Origin of the sequence: Rhizobium sp. Root1204, assembly GCF_001424965.1 — a bacterium.
GTDB lineage: Bacteria > Pseudomonadota > Alphaproteobacteria > Rhizobiales > Rhizobiaceae > Pararhizobium.
Genome location: NZ_LMCZ01000008.1, coordinates 15,969 through 32,692, shown reverse-complemented (window position 1 = coordinate 32,692; position 16,724 = coordinate 15,969). Strand labels below are relative to the sequence as shown.

Annotated in this window: 16 protein-coding genes; 8 read left to right on the top strand and 8 right to left on the bottom strand. The window is 59.4% G+C overall.

The features are described 5' to 3' along the window. Position 1 precedes the first annotated feature (1 nt). From ASC96_RS10625 to ASC96_RS10615, 3 genes are all read right to left on the bottom strand, one after another. The gene (locus ASC96_RS10625) at positions 2-1,015 is read right to left on the bottom strand and encodes a nickel/cobalt transporter (RefSeq protein ID WP_060503018.1); all 1,014 of its coding nucleotides are present in this window, start codon (positions 1,013-1,015) and stop codon (positions 2-4) included. Then, a complete protein-coding gene (locus ASC96_RS10620; protein WP_060503017.1) occupies positions 1,009-1,650 on the bottom strand; it encodes a DUF1007 family protein in 642 nt (213 codons plus the stop codon). The genes ASC96_RS10625 and ASC96_RS10620 overlap by 7 nt, the downstream gene beginning before the upstream one ends. Positions 1,651-1,747: 97 nt before the next feature. Next, on the bottom strand, positions 1,748-2,647 hold the full coding sequence (locus ASC96_RS10615; protein ID WP_060503016.1) for a LysR family transcriptional regulator: 900 nt from the start codon (positions 2,645-2,647) through the stop codon (positions 1,748-1,750). A 710-nt stretch (positions 2,648-3,357) separates the two neighbouring features. Between ASC96_RS10615 and odc2 the strand changes: the two genes are divergently transcribed. The 4 genes from odc2 (at position 3,358) to ASC96_RS10595 (ending at position 6,798) form a co-directional block, all read left to right on the top strand. Further along, the gene (odc2, locus tag ASC96_RS10610; RefSeq protein WP_060503015.1) at positions 3,358-4,491 is read left to right on the top strand and encodes an ornithine/lysine decarboxylase; all 1,134 of its coding nucleotides are present in this window, start codon (positions 3,358-3,360) and stop codon (positions 4,489-4,491) included. An 87-nt stretch (positions 4,492-4,578) separates the two neighbouring features. Then, positions 4,579-5,157 (top strand): N-acetyltransferase, encoded by a 579-nt coding sequence (locus ASC96_RS10605; protein ID WP_060503014.1) that lies wholly within the window; start codon positions 4,579-4,581, stop codon positions 5,155-5,157. Positions 5,158-5,361: 204 nt separating this feature from the next. After that, the gene (locus ASC96_RS10600; RefSeq protein WP_060503013.1) at positions 5,362-6,048 is read left to right on the top strand and encodes an OmpW family protein; all 687 of its coding nucleotides are present in this window, start codon (positions 5,362-5,364) and stop codon (positions 6,046-6,048) included. 306 nt (positions 6,049-6,354) lie between these two features. Continuing rightward, complete coding sequence (locus ASC96_RS10595) at positions 6,355-6,798, top strand: glyoxalase superfamily protein (RefSeq protein WP_060503012.1); 444 nt, start codon at positions 6,355-6,357, stop codon at positions 6,796-6,798. A 10-nt stretch (positions 6,799-6,808) separates the two neighbouring features. Here the strand turns inward: ASC96_RS10595 and ASC96_RS10590 are convergent, their stop codons facing one another. From ASC96_RS10590 to ASC96_RS10575, 4 genes are all read right to left on the bottom strand, one after another. Then, positions 6,809-7,375, bottom strand: coding sequence for a helix-turn-helix domain-containing protein (locus ASC96_RS10590; protein WP_060503011.1), 567 nt, complete (start codon positions 7,373-7,375; stop codon positions 6,809-6,811). Positions 7,376-7,438: 63 nt separating this feature from the next. Continuing rightward, a complete protein-coding gene (locus ASC96_RS10585; protein WP_060503010.1) occupies positions 7,439-8,428 on the bottom strand; it encodes a WD40 repeat domain-containing protein in 990 nt (329 codons plus the stop codon). Beyond that, a complete protein-coding gene (locus ASC96_RS10580) occupies positions 8,428-9,555 on the bottom strand; it encodes a GTP-binding protein (protein ID WP_060503009.1) in 1,128 nt (375 codons plus the stop codon). Before ASC96_RS10580 ends, ASC96_RS10585 begins: the two co-directional genes overlap by 1 nt. A gap of 120 nt (positions 9,556-9,675) precedes the next feature. After that, positions 9,676-10,467: a creatininase family protein gene (locus tag ASC96_RS10575; RefSeq protein ID WP_060503008.1), complete on the bottom strand. Its 792-nt coding sequence runs from the start codon at positions 10,465-10,467 to the stop codon at positions 9,676-9,678. A 94-nt stretch (positions 10,468-10,561) separates the two neighbouring features. Here ASC96_RS10575 and ASC96_RS10570 point away from each other — a divergent pair, with 94 nt between their 5' ends. From ASC96_RS10570 to ASC96_RS10560, 3 genes are all read left to right on the top strand, one after another. Beyond that, complete coding sequence (locus ASC96_RS10570; protein ID WP_060503007.1) at positions 10,562-11,062, top strand: MarR family transcriptional regulator; 501 nt, start codon at positions 10,562-10,564, stop codon at positions 11,060-11,062. A 105-nt stretch (positions 11,063-11,167) separates the two neighbouring features. Then, on the top strand, positions 11,168-12,196 hold the full coding sequence (locus tag ASC96_RS10565; protein WP_060503006.1) for a LacI family DNA-binding transcriptional regulator: 1,029 nt from the start codon (positions 11,168-11,170) through the stop codon (positions 12,194-12,196). A gap of 28 nt (positions 12,197-12,224) precedes the next feature. Then, the gene (locus tag ASC96_RS10560; RefSeq protein ID WP_060503005.1) at positions 12,225-13,196 is read left to right on the top strand and encodes a 2-hydroxyacid dehydrogenase; all 972 of its coding nucleotides are present in this window, start codon (positions 12,225-12,227) and stop codon (positions 13,194-13,196) included. Here the strand turns inward: ASC96_RS10560 and ASC96_RS10555 are convergent. Next, complete coding sequence (locus ASC96_RS10555) at positions 13,193-13,963, bottom strand: gamma-glutamyl-gamma-aminobutyrate hydrolase family protein (RefSeq protein WP_060503004.1); 771 nt, start codon at positions 13,961-13,963, stop codon at positions 13,193-13,195. The genes ASC96_RS10560 and ASC96_RS10555 overlap by 4 nt on opposite strands. Positions 13,964-14,403: 440 nt before the next feature. Between ASC96_RS10555 and ASC96_RS10550 the strand changes: the two genes are divergently transcribed. Next, on the top strand, positions 14,404-16,713 hold the full coding sequence (locus tag ASC96_RS10550) for an EAL domain-containing protein (RefSeq protein ID WP_060503003.1): 2,310 nt from the start codon (positions 14,404-14,406) through the stop codon (positions 16,711-16,713). Positions 16,714-16,724 lie beyond the last annotated feature (11 nt).

Genomic DNA, 16,724 nt, shown 5'->3' with positions numbered 1-16,724 from the left:
TTTAGCCCTGCAGCGACGCCCCAAGCAGAACAATGCCCAGTACCAGCACCAGCAAGGCGCCGGAGATTTCGATGCCGTTGCTGATGCGCATGGCCGATGATCCGTTAGACGCGTAGCGCACAGCCAGGTCCTTGGCGGTGACGGCGAGCGTCGCCAGCACGGAGACGGTGATGGCCGTGCCGATCGACATGGCAAAGACCGATAGAACGCCGCCGAGATAAAGCCCGTTTAACAGCGCGAAGCTCAGCACGATCAGCGCGCCGGAGCAGGGGCGCAAGCCCACGGCAACAATCGCCGACCAGGCCTCGCGGAGCGCGAAGCGATCACCCTTGAGCATTGAAGGATCGGGTGCATGTGCGTGGCCGCAGGTGTCGCAGACTTCGCCCGGCCCATGGCTATGGCCATGATCATGGGAGTGAGGACTGTGGCCGTGTCCGTGGTCATACGAAACCACTGGGGCCAGCCGCCGCGTCCGTATAGCCTTCAGCTTGCGAAACAGCAGCCAGCCGCCAAAGGCAGCGATCAGGGCGTAGCTGACCACTTCGAGGAAATGCGTGGCCTGCGTCATCGAGATTGATGATCCCCGCAGCACCAGATAGGCGGCGCCGACGAGCAGGATGGCGACGCCTCCCTGCATCATCGACGACAGGAAGGACAGGAGCACGCCGCGCTTCAGTTCGGTCTCGTTGGCGATCATGTAAGAGGAAATGACCGCCTTGCCGTGACCGGGGCCGGCAGCGTGGAACACACCATAGGCAAAGGACAGGCCGATCAGCGACCAGAGGTGCCACGGGTCGTCCCGCATGGCTTTGATCGCCTCTGTCAGCGTGTGGTAGAAACGCTGCTGCTCCATGTTGATCCAGGCGAAGAAGCCGCCGAAAATGCCGCTGGTATTGAAGGCCGGCTCAGCGGTGCCGATACCGAGCGGCGACTGTGCGTGGGCGATGCTGATGCCGGCGGCGGCCAGAGCCAGCGCCAAACCCAGCAGGCGCGCGGGATGCCGCAGCATCAGCATTTGAACTCGATTCGTGTGGCAAACATCTTCGACATGTCGGTTCCTGTCGGATCGTTGAAGAAGGCGTCGGTGAGGCTTGCCTGATTCTGGGCAAGCACTTCATCCGGGTCGGGACGGACCACCTTGTGCTCGCAGGCGTTCAACTGGTCGCCAACCGCAACGAGATCGCCGTCGGTCGGGAAATCCATCGCCGTGTACATGGTGGGATCATAGACGCCGAATGACATATTGCCCTTAAGCAGCATCGGCTCGGCAGGCTTGACGGCGAACATTAAGAGCAACTGGCCGTCCTTGTAATCAGCCGTGATTTCGTCCGGCTTGCTGACCTTGATGGTTTTGCCGTTGTCGGTGATCGTCGTGTAGTAATTGTATTCCTGCAGGGAATCGAGAACCGTCTGGCCGACCTCCTGCAGTTCATCGGGATCGAGTTGCGCATTGGAGTTCTTGTCGAAATCCATCACCACGCTGGCGGAAAACAACTCGTCAAAACGCCAGACATTGCGCAGTTCGGTGATCTGGTTGGTCGCATCCGCAACGATTTCCAGCCGCGCCTCGGCGAAAATATGCGGATGAGCGAGTGCTGCGCCGGGCGCAAGCACAGCCGCTACCGTCAGGATCAGGGACGATCGTTTCATTCTGTCGTGATTCCTCTGGCTGTTTTGGCGCAACGCAGCATTCATGCAATGTGGGGTAAATGGGACGGAATTGGGACTTCTGCCCATCGTGGCCCGGTCAATTTTCCGCGTTCTTGCGAAACCACTGATGCAGGAAGTCGACGAATGTGCGCACTTTGGTCGGCAGATAACGCCGATGCGGATAGATCGCGTAGATGCCGCGATCCTTTGGTATGTAGTCTTCGAAAATGGAAACCAGCGTACCGGCGGCCACTTTCGGCCGGGCGATGAAATCGGGAATGCTGGCGACGCCCATGCCGGATTCCGCCGCGCGCACGGCGGCCAGCGGACTGTTGACTTCGATCGGGCCGCCCACGGGAACACTGAACCCTGTGCCATCCGGCTCGGTGAAGCGCCAATTGCTGTAGGAACGGCCGTTGGTATCGATGATGCAGGCGTGCCGCGACAGCTCGGATGGGTGGTTAATCGGTCCGAATTCTTCGAGGAATGCCGGTGTCGCGCAGTACAGAACCTGGAAATCGTCAAGCTTGCGGGCGATCAGTGTCGAATCCTCCAGCTTGGTGATGCGGATAGCCACGTCAAAACCTTCCTCGACCAGATCGACAAAACGGTCGTCGGAGATGATTTCCAATGACAGTTCCGGATGCGCCTTACCGAAATCGATCAAGGACTGGCCGATCTCCGCGTCGACGAATGTGCGCGGCGCGGAAATGCGCAACCGGCCTTTCAGGTCGGAATTGCTGGCACGGACGAGATCGGCGAGATTGTCGATCTCCTTGAGGATCTCCGATGCCGTCCGGTAATAGGTATGGCCGGCTTCAGTCAGAGAAAACTGCCGGGTCGTGCGGTTGAGCAGAAGGGCGCCCAGTTCGTCTTCCAGTTCCCGCACATATTTGGACAAGAGCGCCTTTGAGCGCCCGACACGCCGGGCGGCTGCGGAAAATCCCTCGGCATCGACGACATCGATGAAGGCGCGGATGCGTGTCAGTGTATCCATCGGGCTGCTTTATCCTGCCTGCTCGGGCTGCTGCCCTGTTTCTGATTCGCGGTTTGGGGCCGTTGCAACGATAGACCGGCGTTGCGTAAAGACGAAGAACTGTTACGGCGTTAACGTTTGTCACCTCCGCCGGCCGCTGCCGCACCGCTCCAAAAACGATCTTAAAACAAGACGTTGGTTTCTGCGACGGGTTGGCGGAGATTGTTCAGGAAATCTGAACATCTTAACGGGTTTTGGCGCGCATAAAAAATCAGCAGCCAATGTGAAAAAAGTCTTGATTACGACAAGGTTTTTTCTTATCTCCGCTTCAGCCCAAAGTCGCACGTGCCCATGGCTGTCCGCCGACCCTCGAATTGGTGAGGAAATCGGTAAGGTACCTGGAATTAACCCCTCCAGTCGCTATTCCGGCCAACCGGAAAATGCGAGGACATCCGAAGCAACGACGGTGCGGGCCTTTTTGTTCTCTCCCTGCTTTCCATCAGCGGGGGTTACTGAAGAGGCACACCTTCATTGCCGGAAGTGCGGTAGGTCATCCTTCCAATCAATGGCAGACAAAGCGGATCAAAGCTCTTGGCGGAGCGTTGTTCCATCATTCGCGCATCGTGCGCATGTCTGGATCCGGGGTCTCCACCGGCTGGTTCCGGGGCATGTTCGCGTATGTCCTTTGTCCTCCACGTTTTCGTGGAGCGTACCTGATTGGGGATAGAACCATGACGACTGCACGTATCATCGACTTCCTGAACACCCGACGTCCCGAAGGTCCTTGCCTCGTGGTTGACCTCGATGTCGTGCGCGACAATTTCAAGGCTTTCCGTCACGCTCTGCCGGATAGCTCGATCTACTATGCCGTCAAGGCAAATCCGTCGCCGGAAATACTGCGCCTGCTCGCATCCATGGGCTCCAACTTCGATTGCGCGTCCGTCGCTGAAATCGAAATGGCGCTCGATGCCGGTGCGACTGCGTCGCGTGTTTCCTTCGGCAACACCATCAAGAAAGAACGCGATGTCGCCAAGGCGCATGCGCTCGGCGTTTCGCTGTTTGCTGTCGATAGCCACGAGGAAGTCGAAAAGATTTCCCGTGCCGCTCCCGGTGCCCGCGTGTTCTGCCGTGTCCTGACGGATGGCGAAGGCGCCGAATGGCCGCTGTCGCGCAAGTTCGGCTGCGTTCCGCAGATGGCCGTCGACGTTCTCGTCTACGCGCATCAGCTGGGCCTGGTTTCGTACGGCGTTTCGTTCCATGTCGGCTCGCAGATGACCAAGGTCGACGCCTGGGATTCGGCCCTTGCCGATGCCAAGCGCGTCTTCGTTCAGCTGGCCAAGCAGGGCATCGAGCTGAAGATGGTCAACATGGGCGGCGGTTTCCCGACCAAGTACTTGCGCGACGTGCCGTCGGCTGAAGCCTATGGCAAGGCGATCTTCGGTTCGCTGCGCAAGCACTTCGGCAACAACCTGCCGGAAACGATCATCGAGCCGGGCCGCGGCATGGTTGGCAATGCCGGTGTGATCAAGGCGGAGGTCGTCCTGATCTCGAAGAAGTCGGACAATGACAATCACCGCTGGGTGTTCCTCGACATCGGCAAGTTCGGCGGTCTCGCCGAAACCATGGACGAAGCGATCCGTTACCCGATCCGCACGATCCATGATGCCGACGAAATGGAGCCTTGCGTTCTGGCCGGCCCGACCTGCGATTCGGCCGACGTGCTGTACGAGAAGAACATGTACCCGCTGCCGATCACGCTCTCGATCGGTGACGAAGTCCTGATCGAAGGCACCGGCGCCTACACGACGACCTACTCGGCTGTTGCCTTCAATGGCTTCGATCCGCTGAAGGCTTACGTGATCTAAAAAGCCTGCTCCGGTTCACGCCGGAGCAGCACCCTCACAATTTGTTTTCGATACCGTTTGAATCGGTTTTGAGTGCGGGAGGCCCCGATGGCCGCTGTTCTTGATTCTGTCCGCGCATTCTTTGCGCAGAATTCCTTTACCATCGACGCGGAAAACCCGGGCGACGTTGTCGCGCGCGAAAACCTGCTTGACCTCACCATGGGTCCAAACCGCCGCCGCAAGTCGTCCGAGGCGCTGCGCCGTGGCCGTGTACCGGCCGAAGGCCTGGCGTTGGTTGCCCGCGATCCGGATGGTCACGTCATCGGCACCGTGCGCCTGTGGAATGTCGAGGCTGGCGTGAGCCGCGAAGGCGTTCCGGTTGATGCCTTGATGCTTGGCCCGCTGGCTGTCGATTGCGCCCATGAGGGCAAGGGCATAGGCGGCGCGCTGATGCGCGCAGCCATCGGTGAGGCGAAGTCCCGCGGCCACGGTGCCATTCTGCTCGTTGGTGATGCGCCTTACTATGAGCGCTTCGGCTTTTTCGCTGAAAAGGCCCGCCATCTCGTCATGCCCGGTCCGTTCGAGCGCCACCGTTTTCTGGCGCTGGAGCTCAAGGACGGCTGGCTGGAGGGGGCTGCCGGCATCATGGTGGCGAGCGGCTGCACCTTTGCCAGGGCGGCACGGTAATCCGCCAATGTTGCAAAAGCCCCGCCTGCCTCCAGGGGGCGGGGCTTCTCCTGTGACAGGGATGCAACGGTCTTGGCCGGTTGTTTCCCGTTTGGGAAATTGGATCGCCGCTTCTCTCATAAATTGATTTGAATCAAAGCATTGCTGCCGCGTCGGCGTAGCCCTCCCTTGCCAAGGTCATTCGACATTTCAAGGAGAGGCAATATGGGATACGGGCGTGAAGTCATCGCTGCGCTGGTGGCGGGATGTGCATTGTTTGTGACGGGGCAAGCCGCAGCGGCGGATTTGGCGCAGGCTCCGCTGGAGCCGGTCTCCATCGAGACCCTGACGGCGCGCAATCCCTGGCAGATACGTGTGCGTGCGCTTGGCGTCATCACGCGCGACACTGGCTCCATCGACGGCGTGCCCGGCTCCGATCTCAGTTATTCGGATACGCTGATCCCGGAGCTCGATATCAGCTATTTTTTCACCGACAATATCGCGGCCGAACTGATCCTCGGCACCACTTATGCCAATATCCATGAGGATGGCGCGGTGGGTGTGCCGGTTGGCAAGGCCTGGCTGCTGCCGCCCACTCTGACGCTGCAATACCACTTCACCGATTTCGGCGCGTTCAAGCCCTATGTCGGGGCGGGCGTCAACTATTCGCTGTTCTACAATCAGTCTGAGAAGCCCGGTTTCAGCAATCTCGACGTCAAGAGCCATTTGGGCGCAGCGCTTCAGGTCGGTTTCGACTACATGCTGGACGACAATTGGGGCGTCAACTTCGACGTGAAGAAGATTTTCCTCAAAACCGAATGGTCGGCTGATCATGATACGCTTGGTCCTTTGAGCGGCAAGGCCAAGATCGATCCCTGGCTGATCGGTACGGGTATTACCTATCGTTTCTAGCCGCTGACATTTGAGACGCAGGGCGAGGGGCAGGACCTGCTTTCCCTGTGGCCGAGCGGTTCTGCATCATAACGGTGGGCGATACCGGAAGGTAACGCCCACCGTTTCTCGTTGGGCCGGATGTTTGACAGTATCTGCGCAATGGATTAGATGTCCGCCAACGGGTGAGAGCCCCGGCCGTCCGCAAGCTCCAAGCTTTTGGTGAAGTCTCTCGTTCCTTTTCGGTCGTCCATGATTGTGGCGTGCGAACGGTGGCAAGGCGGACCCCCTCCGGATGATTGCACGCTCCATGTTGGAGACTGAACGATGCGTGGATCGATCCCGCTTCCCTCACTCGATGCCCTGAAAGATCAGGCAAAGCGGCTGCGTGCCGGTCTTGGTGCCGATGGTCAGGACATCACCCATTCGAAATCGCTGGAACTTCTGGCCGCGCAATACGGATTTCGCGACTGGAACACGCTGCATGCCGTGGTGGGCAACCGGCCGCCGCTCAATCCGTGGATGCTCGGCTCGCGAGTCAAGGGTCACTATCTCGGCCAGCCGTTTGAAGCGACCATTCTCGGGGTGCAGGCCGTGACTGCGCAGCCGGGCCGTTACCGGCTAACGCTGGATTTCGATGAGCCCGTGGATGTCGTCACCTTTGATAGTTTCTCCGCCTTCCGCAAGCGCGTCCACTGCACGATCGACGAGACAGGACGAACGGTTGAGAAAACGTCGAATGGCCGGCCGCAGGTGGAGTTGGCGTGGTGAAAACGGATACTCAGATTTCCGCGAGGAATGTGCGTCCTCGCGGCGAGATGCGATAGCCGCTCTGCAGACTTTCCGTCAGGCCGAGTTCCTTCAGCTTGCGGATTTTCTGCTTGAGGGCGGCCTTTTCAAAGCCGATGCTCGTGGCAAGCTCTCCGGCCGTGATGCCTTCGCGCGCCGCGATCAGCCGCAGCGTTTGCAATGTCCAGGGAGTGTCAGCATCAAAGGCTGTCAGGCGGCGCCGCAGTTCGTCCCGTTCGCCAAGGCCAAAACTGCAGATGTCACGCAACTTAACTCTCGGGTCGGCGCTTGCAACATGGAAGGCGATGCGATAGAGGGTACCTGCACGTTGTCCCGCGATATCGGCAAGCAACGCGTCCAACGACGAATGGCCTGAACGGGAAGCATCCTCATCGGTGAGGCTGCCAGCGTCCGTCATATCGATCGCATTGATGGCCAGCACGCCGGCAGCGGTGCGTAGCGTCCCGCCGGCCCGCACGGTCGGCTTCTGCCAGCGCCGGAATGCCAGAGTCACGGCGCCTTTCGCGATCTCCTCGAGCACGTCCTTTTTGAACAGCATTCAAAGGTTTTCGCGCGGCAGACCTTTATCGTCAAGCCTGCCGCCGATGCTGAGGGCGCAAGGTCAGCCGGCGATATCGACCACGCCGCAATCGCCCGCCTCTGAGCCGAAGGCAAGCTGCCGACCGTTCTTGTTCCAGGCCATGGCTGATATCGCGCCCTTGCCGGGACGGCGCAGCAACACTTCCTTGCTGTCGGCGAAGCGCACCACCATGATCATGCCATCGGCATAACCGATGGCCGCAATCTCTTCGACGGGATGGCAGCAGACCTGGGTGACCATGATATTGGCACGGGTGCCGAGTTCCAGCGGCGCCTTGCCCATCGGGCCGTCCTTGGCCTGGAAGGGCCAGACGATGGCGGCCGGTGCCCCGGAAGAGGCAAGCCACTTGCCCTTGGCGGACCATGAAACTGATTTGATCTTGGCCGGGTAGCCGGTCATCCGCATATGCCGGGTCTCGGCGCCGGGCTTGGTATCGAGCTTCCAGCCGTGCAGCGCATTTTCCTGCATGGAGGTGACGACGAAACGGCCGTCGGGCGAGAAGGTAACGCCGGTATGAGCGCCCTTCCATTCAAGATCGACCGGTTGGCTCGCCATCGCCACCCAATGCAGGGAGACGCCGTTGTAGCGCGCAACCGCTATGCGCAGGCCCTTCGGTGCAAAGGCGATGCCCTCGACCGTGCGTTCCTCGGCGAAATCCTTGATTGTTCCATCGGCCAGCCGCACATGCGCTGTCTTGCCATAGGCATACGCAATGGCGCCTTGTGGTCCGGCAGCGACCTGCGAAATCCATTTGCGCGGAACATTGGCAAGCTCGCTCACCGTGCCGTCCGCCTTGATCCGCAGCACCTTGCCATCCTCACCGCCGGTCAGCAGCGTGTCGCTCGCTTCGTCGCGGATGGAGGAAAGCAGGCCTTCGTGCGCCTCGACGGTTTTATGGCCGTGATCGAGGCGATGGACGAGGCCGGAGGATTCGGCAAAGAACGGTATGTCGCCGAGAAAGGCCACGCCGGCGACGTGACCCTGGAGATCGAGAGGAGCAACTGTCGGCATCAGTAAGCTGCGGCTCCGGCGGGAGCGGCTTCACACGCCTTGAACGTGCGTTCGAGTTTTTCGCGGTCGAGTTCGCGGCCGATGAAGACGAGGCGGCTTTCGTGTTTCTCGCCGTCCTTCCAGGCGCGCTGGTGGTCGCCTTCGATGATCATGTGCACGCCCTGCACAACATAGCGTTCGGGATCGTCCTTGAAGGCGATGATGCCCTTGAGGCGCAGGATATTGGGACCTTCCGTCTGGGTGATCTTCTGGATCCACGGGAAGAAGCGCTCGGCGTTCATTTCACCACCGCGCAGCGAAACCGACTGCACCGTAACGTCATGGATCGGCGAGGGGGCATGGTCGTGATGATGGTGTTCGTGGCCGTGATGATCATGATCGTGGTGATGATGGTCGTGATCATGGTGATGATGATCGTGGCCGCAATCCGGACCGCAGGTATGATCGTGGTCGTGATGATCCTGCTCAAGGAAATGCGGCTCGTTTTCCAGTGCCCGTTCCAGGCTGAAAGCGCCCTGGTCGAGCACTTTCGTCAGGTCGATATTCGAGCGTTCGGTACGATGGATGCGCGCCGACGGATTGATCGCCCGCACCGTCGCTTCGATCTTGGCCAGTTCTTCCGGCGTGACGAGATCGGTCTTGTTGAGCAGCACGACGTCGGCAAAGGCGATCTGGTCTTCGGCTTCGCGCGAATCCTTCAGACGCAGCGGCAGATGCTTGGCATCGACCAGCGCGACAACAGCGTCGAGTTCGGTCTTGGCGCGCACATCATCATCCATGAAGAAGGTCTGGGCAACCGGTACCGGATCGGCAAGGCCTGTGGTTTCGACGATGATCGCATCGAAGCGGCCCGGGCGGCGCATCAGGCCTTCGACGACGCGGATCAGGTCGCCGCGCACCGTGCAGCAGACACAGCCATTGTTCATTTCATAGATTTCTTCGTCGGATTCGACGATCAGGTCGTTGTCGATGCCGATCTCGCCGAATTCGTTGACGATAACAGCGTATTTCTTGCCGTGGTTTTCAGACAGGATGCGGTTCAGGAGCGTCGTTTTGCCGGCGCCGAGATAACCGGTGAGCACGGTGACGGGAATGGGCTTGGCGGCAGCTGTGGTTGCTTCGGTCATGGGAACCTCGGAAAATTCGGGATGCCTACGGGCATGGGGGTGATGCTGATATAGGAGATGGTGAGCCCCAGCGCAAATGGGGGCGTGAACTTCACGCCGTTTTTCTGCGCACCATGCGGGTCAGTGCAGGTTCGAAAGATCGAAGGCGGCAACATCCTCCAGCAACTGGATAATGCCGGAGGCCGCATGGGCAATCAGTTGCTCGCCGCGCTCTGCAGTGGCCGCTGAGGCATCGCCGGCGACACCCTGTTCGTTCAAGTCCGTCATCTTCCAGCCGAAAGCGTGCGGCCCATAGGCGCGCAGATGTTTGAAACGATCGGCGAAATCGGACTGGTGTGACGTGAAGCTCTGCGCTTTCGACATATCTACCCGGTCTGGATACATCGCCAGCATCACCGAGGTTTCGATATCGCCACCATGAATGTCGATGGCTTTGTCCTGCGGCCTCATCCACCCATCTGGTTGCCCGAACCGCGTCCAGCTCGTCGTCACCGCCAGCATGCCGAACCGCACCCGCGCTTCCGTCGCAACAATGGTCATCAGTGGCGAGTTGCCGCCATGCGCGTTCAGCATGACGAATTTGCGGATGCCTTTGTCGTTCAGATTCTGCGCGATGCCCAGCCAGCGCTGCACCGCCTCATCGTATCCCAGTGAACGGGTGCCTTCGACATCCAGATGCTCGATCGAATAGCCAACGGGTTCCACCGGTAGGAACGTGACGGGCAGGGCCGGTGGCAGGCGGGCGATGATCCGTTCAGCGAAACCTTCGGCAATCAGCGTATCCGTCTCGAACGGCAGGTGTGGTCCGTGCTGTTCATGGGCACCGAGCGGCAGCACGGCGATCCAGTCCGCTCTTGCTGCGGCCGGCAGATCGGAATCATTGTCTTTCCAACGCGGTGCGGGGACTGTCATGCTCCTGAGAGCCTTTCGGTTGTACTTGCGGTATGAAGGTCATTCGAGTCATACAGGTGACGGATGGCCGTGCAAGAAATTTGGTGGAGGACCGATGGGAAAGAAGAGCAAGGCCGAAAAGAAAGCCAAGGGCGGCAAGAAAAAACATCATGACATCGAAGTCCACGCACAGGACCTTGCATCGGTGCTGGTGCAGGCGGCGCGCTCGATGCGCACGGTGTTGTCGCGCAATCTCCTCGATAGTGGTCTCTATGCCGGTCAGGACGGCGTCATGCTGGCGCTGGCCGAGACCGATGGTCTGACCGCCGGTGTCCTGGCGATGAAGCTCGGCGTCAAGGCACCGACGATGACCCGCACTGTCGGCCGGATGGAAGCGCAAGGGTTTCTGGAGCGCCGCGCCGATGACGAGGACGCACGGCTGACCAAGGTCTATCTGACCACCACCGGCCGCGACCGCCTCCAGACCATTGCTGAAGCGGGCAAGACCTCTGAAGACATGGCGACGAAGGGCTTGAGCGAAAAGCAGATCAAGACCCTAATGAAGCTTCTGCGCACGGTCGATGGCAACCTTCAGGGCACGGCCGCCGCCGAATAATCCCTTCTCCGATCGTGCCTTAATTGGAGATTGCGGTTGCAATTTAAACAGTTTAAAGAGGATTTAAAAATAGCGGTATTTAGCCGGGATATCTGAGGGGGAAACGTGGCGCAGAAGATCAAGCTCTCCACCATTGCGGAAACGCTTGGTGTGTCCACGGCGACCGTTTCCCTGGCTTTGCGCGATAGTCCGCTTGTTGCGGCCATGACCCGCGACAAGATCAAGGATCAGGCGCGCGCACTCGGTTATATCTACAATCGCCGCGCAGCCAGCCTTCGGACGTCCCGTTCCGGCATTATCGGTGTTGTCGTGCACGACATCATGAACCCGTTCTACGGCGAAATCCTGAAAGCCATCGAGGCTGAGCTCGATCGCGACCGGCAAACCTTCATTCTGTCCAACCATTACGATTCCGTCGAAAAACAGCGCGCCTTCATCGAAACCCTGCTACAGCTGGGCGGCGACGGCGTCATCATGTCGCCTGCCATCGGCACGCCGCCGGAGGACATCCAGCTCGCCGAAGACAATGGCATGCCGGCAATCCTGATTGCCCGTTCGATCGAAGGCCTCGATGTGCCGATCTTCCGGGGTGATGATGCCTACGGCATTTCTCTCGCGACCAACCATCTGATCAGCCTTGGTCATCGTGTCATCGCCATGGTCGGTGGCACGGACCAGACCTCGACAGGACGTGATCGCTATCAGGGCTACGTCAACGCGCTGCGCAAGGCCAATATCGATGTCGATCCGGACCTGCGCATTCCCGGCCCCCGGTCGATGCAGGGCGGTTTCGAGGCTGCCGTTCATCTGTTGTCGCTGCCGCAAAAGCCGACGGCCGTCGTCTGCTGGAATGATCTTGTCGCCATCGGCATGATGAATGGCATTGCCCGCGCCGGTCTTGTGCCCGGCCGCGATGTGTCGGTCACCGGTTACGACGATCTCGAGGAAGCCTCGATCTCCACGCCGGCGCTGACCACCGTTTGGAACGGACAGTCTGATGTCGGCCGCAGTGCCGCCCGTGCGCTGCTTGATAAGCTGAACGGCAGCCATGAGCCGGATGGTATCCACCTGATCAAGCCGGAAATGCGGATACGCCAGTCGACCGGCCCGTTTCGGCCCAATCCCTCCGAATAATTCGATCCAATTCCGCAAGGAGCAAACCATGCCCAACGGTCGCCCGCGTATTCTCGTACCCGGAAAAATGAGCCAGCGTGTGCTCGACCGTTTGCCGGCTCATTTTGAGCCTGTTTTCATCGTAGCCGCTGATCCCGGCCTGGTGACGGCTGACCTTGCATCCAGTGTTTCCGGTATCGCCGTTCAGGGCAAAATCGCGGCTGAATTCATCGATGCGTTTCCCAATCTCGAGATCATCGCCAGCTTTGGTGTCGGATATGATGGTGTCGATGCCGGGCATGCGGCCAAGCGTGGCGTTGCCGTCACCAATACGCCGGATGTGCTCACGGATGAGGTGGCCGATACCGCGATTGGCCTGCTCCTCAACACCCTGCGCCGTTTTCCCGTCGCCGAACAATGGCTGCGCCAGGGCCGCTGGGTCAAAGACGGAGCCTTTGGCCTTTCGCCCTTGACCCTGCGCGGCCGGACGGTCGGCCTTTATGGTCTCGGCCGTATCGGGCTGGCGATTGCCAAGAGACTGGAAGCGTTCGGCGTTTCCATCGCCTATCATACCCGCACGCCGCGTGAGGGGCTGGCCTACACCCATTATCCAACGCTCAAGGGAATGGCAGAGGCGGTCGATACGATCATCGTGATCGTGCCAGGCACCGAAAGCACCCGCAAAACCATCAACGCCAGCGTCCTGGAGGCCTTGGGGCCACAGGGTGTATTGATCAACGTCGGCCGCGGCACCACCGTGGATGAGGCTGCCCTTGCCGATGCCTTGCAGCGCGGCGTCATCGCGGCAGCCGGCCTCGATGTCTTCGAGAACGAGCCGCATGTGCCCGAGGCGCTGCTTTCCCTGCCGAACCTCTCGCTGCTGCCGCATGTCGGCTCAGCCTCGCAAGCGACGCGCAATGCGATGGCCGATCTGGTCGTGGATAATCTCGTTGCGTGGTTCGATACCGGTGCCGCATTGACGCCAGTGCCGGAAACGCCGTTCAAGCGGAAGACGGCTTAAACAGCCGTCAACGCCTTCTTCTTTGTTTCGGCATAGGCGCGAACCGCATCGCCAAAGGCCTGAAACAGGGTCGAGGACGGAGCGTCCTTGCCGACCCAGTATTCCGGGTGCCATTGCACGCCGACGGCAAAGGCCTTGGCGTCGATGACCGATACCGCCTCGATCGTGCCGTCTTCGGCGATGGCCTCGACAGCGAGACGCGGGGCGGCCTTCGAGATCGCCTGCCGGTGCAGCGAATTCACCTGTACTTCGCCAGCGCCGAGCACCGAAGCGAGGCAGCTGCCTTCCTTGATGATGACGTTCTGGCGGATGCCGTAGGCGATATCGAGTTCCGGCACATCCGGCTTGCGGTGATCCGAGATGCCGGGCAGGTCCTGGATTTCGTTTGCCAGCGTGCCGCCCAGGACAACGTTCAATTCCTGGATGCCGCGGCAAATGGCAAGCAAAGGCACGCCCCGTTCCAACGCGCGGCGGATCAGCGGCAGACTTGTCGCGTCGCGGCCGGGATCGAAGGGACCATAGGCCTCCGACGGTTCCTGTCCATAGAGGGAGGGATGCACATTGGTGCGCGATCCGCTGACGAGAACGCCGTCCACCCGGTCGAGGATTTCATCGGCATCGTTGCCACTCTCAAGGGCTGGCACCAGGAATGTCATAACGCCGGAGCCTTCGACAGCAGCGCGAACATATTGATGCGGCGTGGCATGCCAAACATTGCCGTCGAAGGACCTGAAATCAGCGGGTATGGCAACAACGGGTTTGGGCACTGCTGGATCTCCACCTACGGCTGGTCACCTCGCTCGAAGCCCAGCCTCATATCACGGTATAAAGCCATTGCGCTCAGGGAGGGGAGAAGTCAATTCCGATGCTGGCTGCAGCGTGCCTAAACCGGTTGCAAGCGACTGGCAAGATCTGGCTTTTTGCCTTAGAACTGCAGTAACCATTGCGACAGATAAATCCTTGGGAACAGTTTTGAAGAAGGCTTCGCTTTGGCGTGCGCGAATAACCGGCTCGCAGCCGAAACCATGCAAGGTTGTATAAAAGCATTACTCCGCGGAGCCTGCTGCAATACTGGGTTGAATATCTGCAATGCCGGCGTGTTTGAGCCAATTTGCCTAATATATGGGAAGATTTTTTCCGGTAAGCGCGCGAAATCTTTCGTTAAACCCTCGGGAATAACACTTCGCCAAACCGGAGCAGGGGGTTCATGAAGTCAAATGAACAGAGCGCTCTTCCGACCGATGTGTATCTTTCGTTCGTAAGCTCGCTCTACGATTACCGCCAGACATTGTTGATCGGCATGCTGTCGCATGTCGTGACATTCCTGCTCGTCTTTGCAAAAACCAGTGACCCCTTCTTCATCGGCTGCACGATCGCGATTGTGCTGATCTGGTTCGTGCGTGGCATCGATATGCGGCGGTTTGATCGCGAGAACCTGGCCTCTCTGGATTTTGAAGGCATCCGCCGCTGGGAAAATCGCTATAATGCCGGAGGTGTCTGCGCCACCATGACGCTCGGCATAGCCTGTGGTTACGCAATTCTCGTCAGCCGCGATCCCTTTGCCGAACTCGCCTGCATTTCCGTGACGCTTGCCACCATGGTGTCGCTCGTCGGCCGCAATTATGGTTCGGCGCGTGCCGTCGTCGTCATGTCCCTGTCGGCTTGCGGCCCGATCATCCTCGGCCTGCTGGGCCTGATGGACTGGTTCATGGCATTGCTGGCCGTCTTGATCGTGCCGTTTGTTCTGACGACCTGGGCGATGGCCCGGGGTGTGCGCGAAACCTTGCACAAGAACGTTTTGGCCGCGCGGGAGATTTCAACCATCGCCGGCCGTTTCGACCTTGCGCTCAACAATATGCCGCATGGCCTGTTCATGCTCGATGCCGACAACCGTATTCTGGTCGCCAACCGACGGGCCTGCGAACTGCTCAATCTCGGCGATCGCGATCGCCTGAAGGATTGCCATCTCGATGCCGTTCTGCGCTATGGTGTCCGTCACACGTTTCTGGAACAGGATCAGGCAAAACAGGTGCTGAAGCAGCTGGGCCAGTTGATGCAGGGCATTCAGTCGCGTGCGCTCATTCCGTTCTCCGACGATCTGTTTCTCGAGTTTTCAGCAAGCCGCCGTGCCAATGGCGGCATTGTGTTGATCTTTGAAGACGTCACGGCGCGTGTGCGGGCGGAAAAGAAAATCCTGCAGATGGTGCGGTTCGATACGCTGACCGGTCTGCCAAATCGTGATTATTTCGGCGAACTGGTGAGCAATGCGCTTGCCGATCAGAACCGCACCGGCGTGACCGGCTTCATGGTTCTGGATGTCGCCGAATTCAAGCATGTCAACGATACGCGCGGCCACGTCGTTGGCGACAGGTTGCTGTGTGCGATTTCCGAACGATTGAAGAAGGTGACGGGAGACAAGGCGATTGCTGCACGCCTGATGGGCGACGAATTCGTTCTGTTCTTTGCGGGCGAAAGCAACCGCCGTCTTCTCGAAGAGCGGATACGGGCGGTGCATGCGCAAATGCGCGGCGCTTATCTTGCCAGCGGCTTTACCTTCAATATCGCGATGAGCGCCGGCTATGTGATTGCCGATAGCTCAGATTTCCGTCTTGAAGACATGCAGATCAAGGCCGACCTGGCGCTGTTTGAAAGCAAGAGCCGTGAAAAGGGAAGCTGCACCGCGTTCGAAGCGGAAATGGACGCGAACTATCTCGACCGGCAGAAAATGAAGACCGATCTGCGAGATGCGATTGAAACGGGTGGGCTGTCGATTGCCTATCAGCCGATGTTCCTCGCCGATGGCTCGCGCGTCGAATGCTGCGAGGCGCTCGCGCGCTGGATCCACCCCGAGCGCGGCCCGGTCGCGCCGGATGTGTTCATTCAATTGGCCGAGGAAATCGGTGTTGTTTCCAACATCACCAAATTCATGCTGCGCCAAGCCTGCCTTGATTGCCTGAAATGGCCCAGTCACATCGCCGTTTCCGTCAATCTGTCAGTCCTTGATCTGCGCAATGGCGAAATCATTCCGATCGTCGCGGATATTCTGTCTGAAACCGGCCTGGATCCATCGCGGCTTCACCTTGAGGTGACCGAAAGCTGCCTGATGGAAGAAGCGGCCAAGGTGCAGACGATCCTCCAGGAATTGCGCGCCCGCGGTATTACCATCGCCATCGATGATTTCGGAACAGGGTATTCGAGCCTCAGTTATCTCGATGCACTGCCGCTCGATATCATCAAGATCGACCGCTCCTTCGTGCGCAACATCCGCGAGGATGCGCGACGCTTCAAGCTTCTGCGCGGCATGGTCAACCTGTCGCGCGAGCTCGGGTTGAAAATCGTCATCGAAGGGGTCGAGACCAACGATCAGCTGGCGCTGATCAATCAGTACAAATGTGCCGACCTGATCCAGGGATATGTCTTCGCAGCCCCCATGCCTTCGCTGGCGATCGAAAGCCTGTCGGATACCTTGTTGAAGAAGCTTTCCGTGCCAAAACGGCGCAATCGGCGCACGGCTTAGATATCCAACCT

Coding starts and splice junctions, on each gene's coding strand:
- ASC96_RS10625 (WP_060503018.1), bottom strand. CDS start 1,015: ATGCTGATGCTGCGGCATCCCGCGCGCCTGCTGGGTTTGGCGCTGGCT.
- ASC96_RS10620 (WP_060503017.1), bottom strand. CDS start 1,650: ATGAAACGATCGTCCCTGATCCTGACGGTAGCGGCTGTGCTTGCGCCC.
- ASC96_RS10615 (WP_060503016.1), bottom strand. CDS start 2,647: ATGGATACACTGACACGCATCCGCGCCTTCATCGATGTCGTCGATGCC.
- odc2 (WP_060503015.1), top strand. CDS start 3,358: ATGACGACTGCACGTATCATCGACTTCCTGAACACCCGACGTCCCGAA.
- ASC96_RS10605 (WP_060503014.1), top strand. CDS start 4,579: ATGGCCGCTGTTCTTGATTCTGTCCGCGCATTCTTTGCGCAGAATTCC.
- ASC96_RS10600 (WP_060503013.1), top strand. CDS start 5,362: ATGGGATACGGGCGTGAAGTCATCGCTGCGCTGGTGGCGGGATGTGCA.
- ASC96_RS10595 (WP_060503012.1), top strand. CDS start 6,355: ATGCGTGGATCGATCCCGCTTCCCTCACTCGATGCCCTGAAAGATCAG.
- ASC96_RS10590 (WP_060503011.1), bottom strand. CDS start 7,375: ATGCTGTTCAAAAAGGACGTGCTCGAGGAGATCGCGAAAGGCGCCGTG.
- ASC96_RS10585 (WP_060503010.1), bottom strand. CDS start 8,428: ATGCCGACAGTTGCTCCTCTCGATCTCCAGGGTCACGTCGCCGGCGTG.
- ASC96_RS10580 (WP_060503009.1), bottom strand. CDS start 9,555: ATGACCGAAGCAACCACAGCTGCCGCCAAGCCCATTCCCGTCACCGTG.
- ASC96_RS10575 (WP_060503008.1), bottom strand. CDS start 10,467: ATGACAGTCCCCGCACCGCGTTGGAAAGACAATGATTCCGATCTGCCG.
- ASC96_RS10570 (WP_060503007.1), top strand. CDS start 10,562: ATGGGAAAGAAGAGCAAGGCCGAAAAGAAAGCCAAGGGCGGCAAGAAA.
- ASC96_RS10560 (WP_060503005.1), top strand. CDS start 12,225: ATGCCCAACGGTCGCCCGCGTATTCTCGTACCCGGAAAAATGAGCCAG.
- ASC96_RS10550 (WP_060503003.1), top strand. CDS start 14,404: ATGAAGTCAAATGAACAGAGCGCTCTTCCGACCGATGTGTATCTTTCG.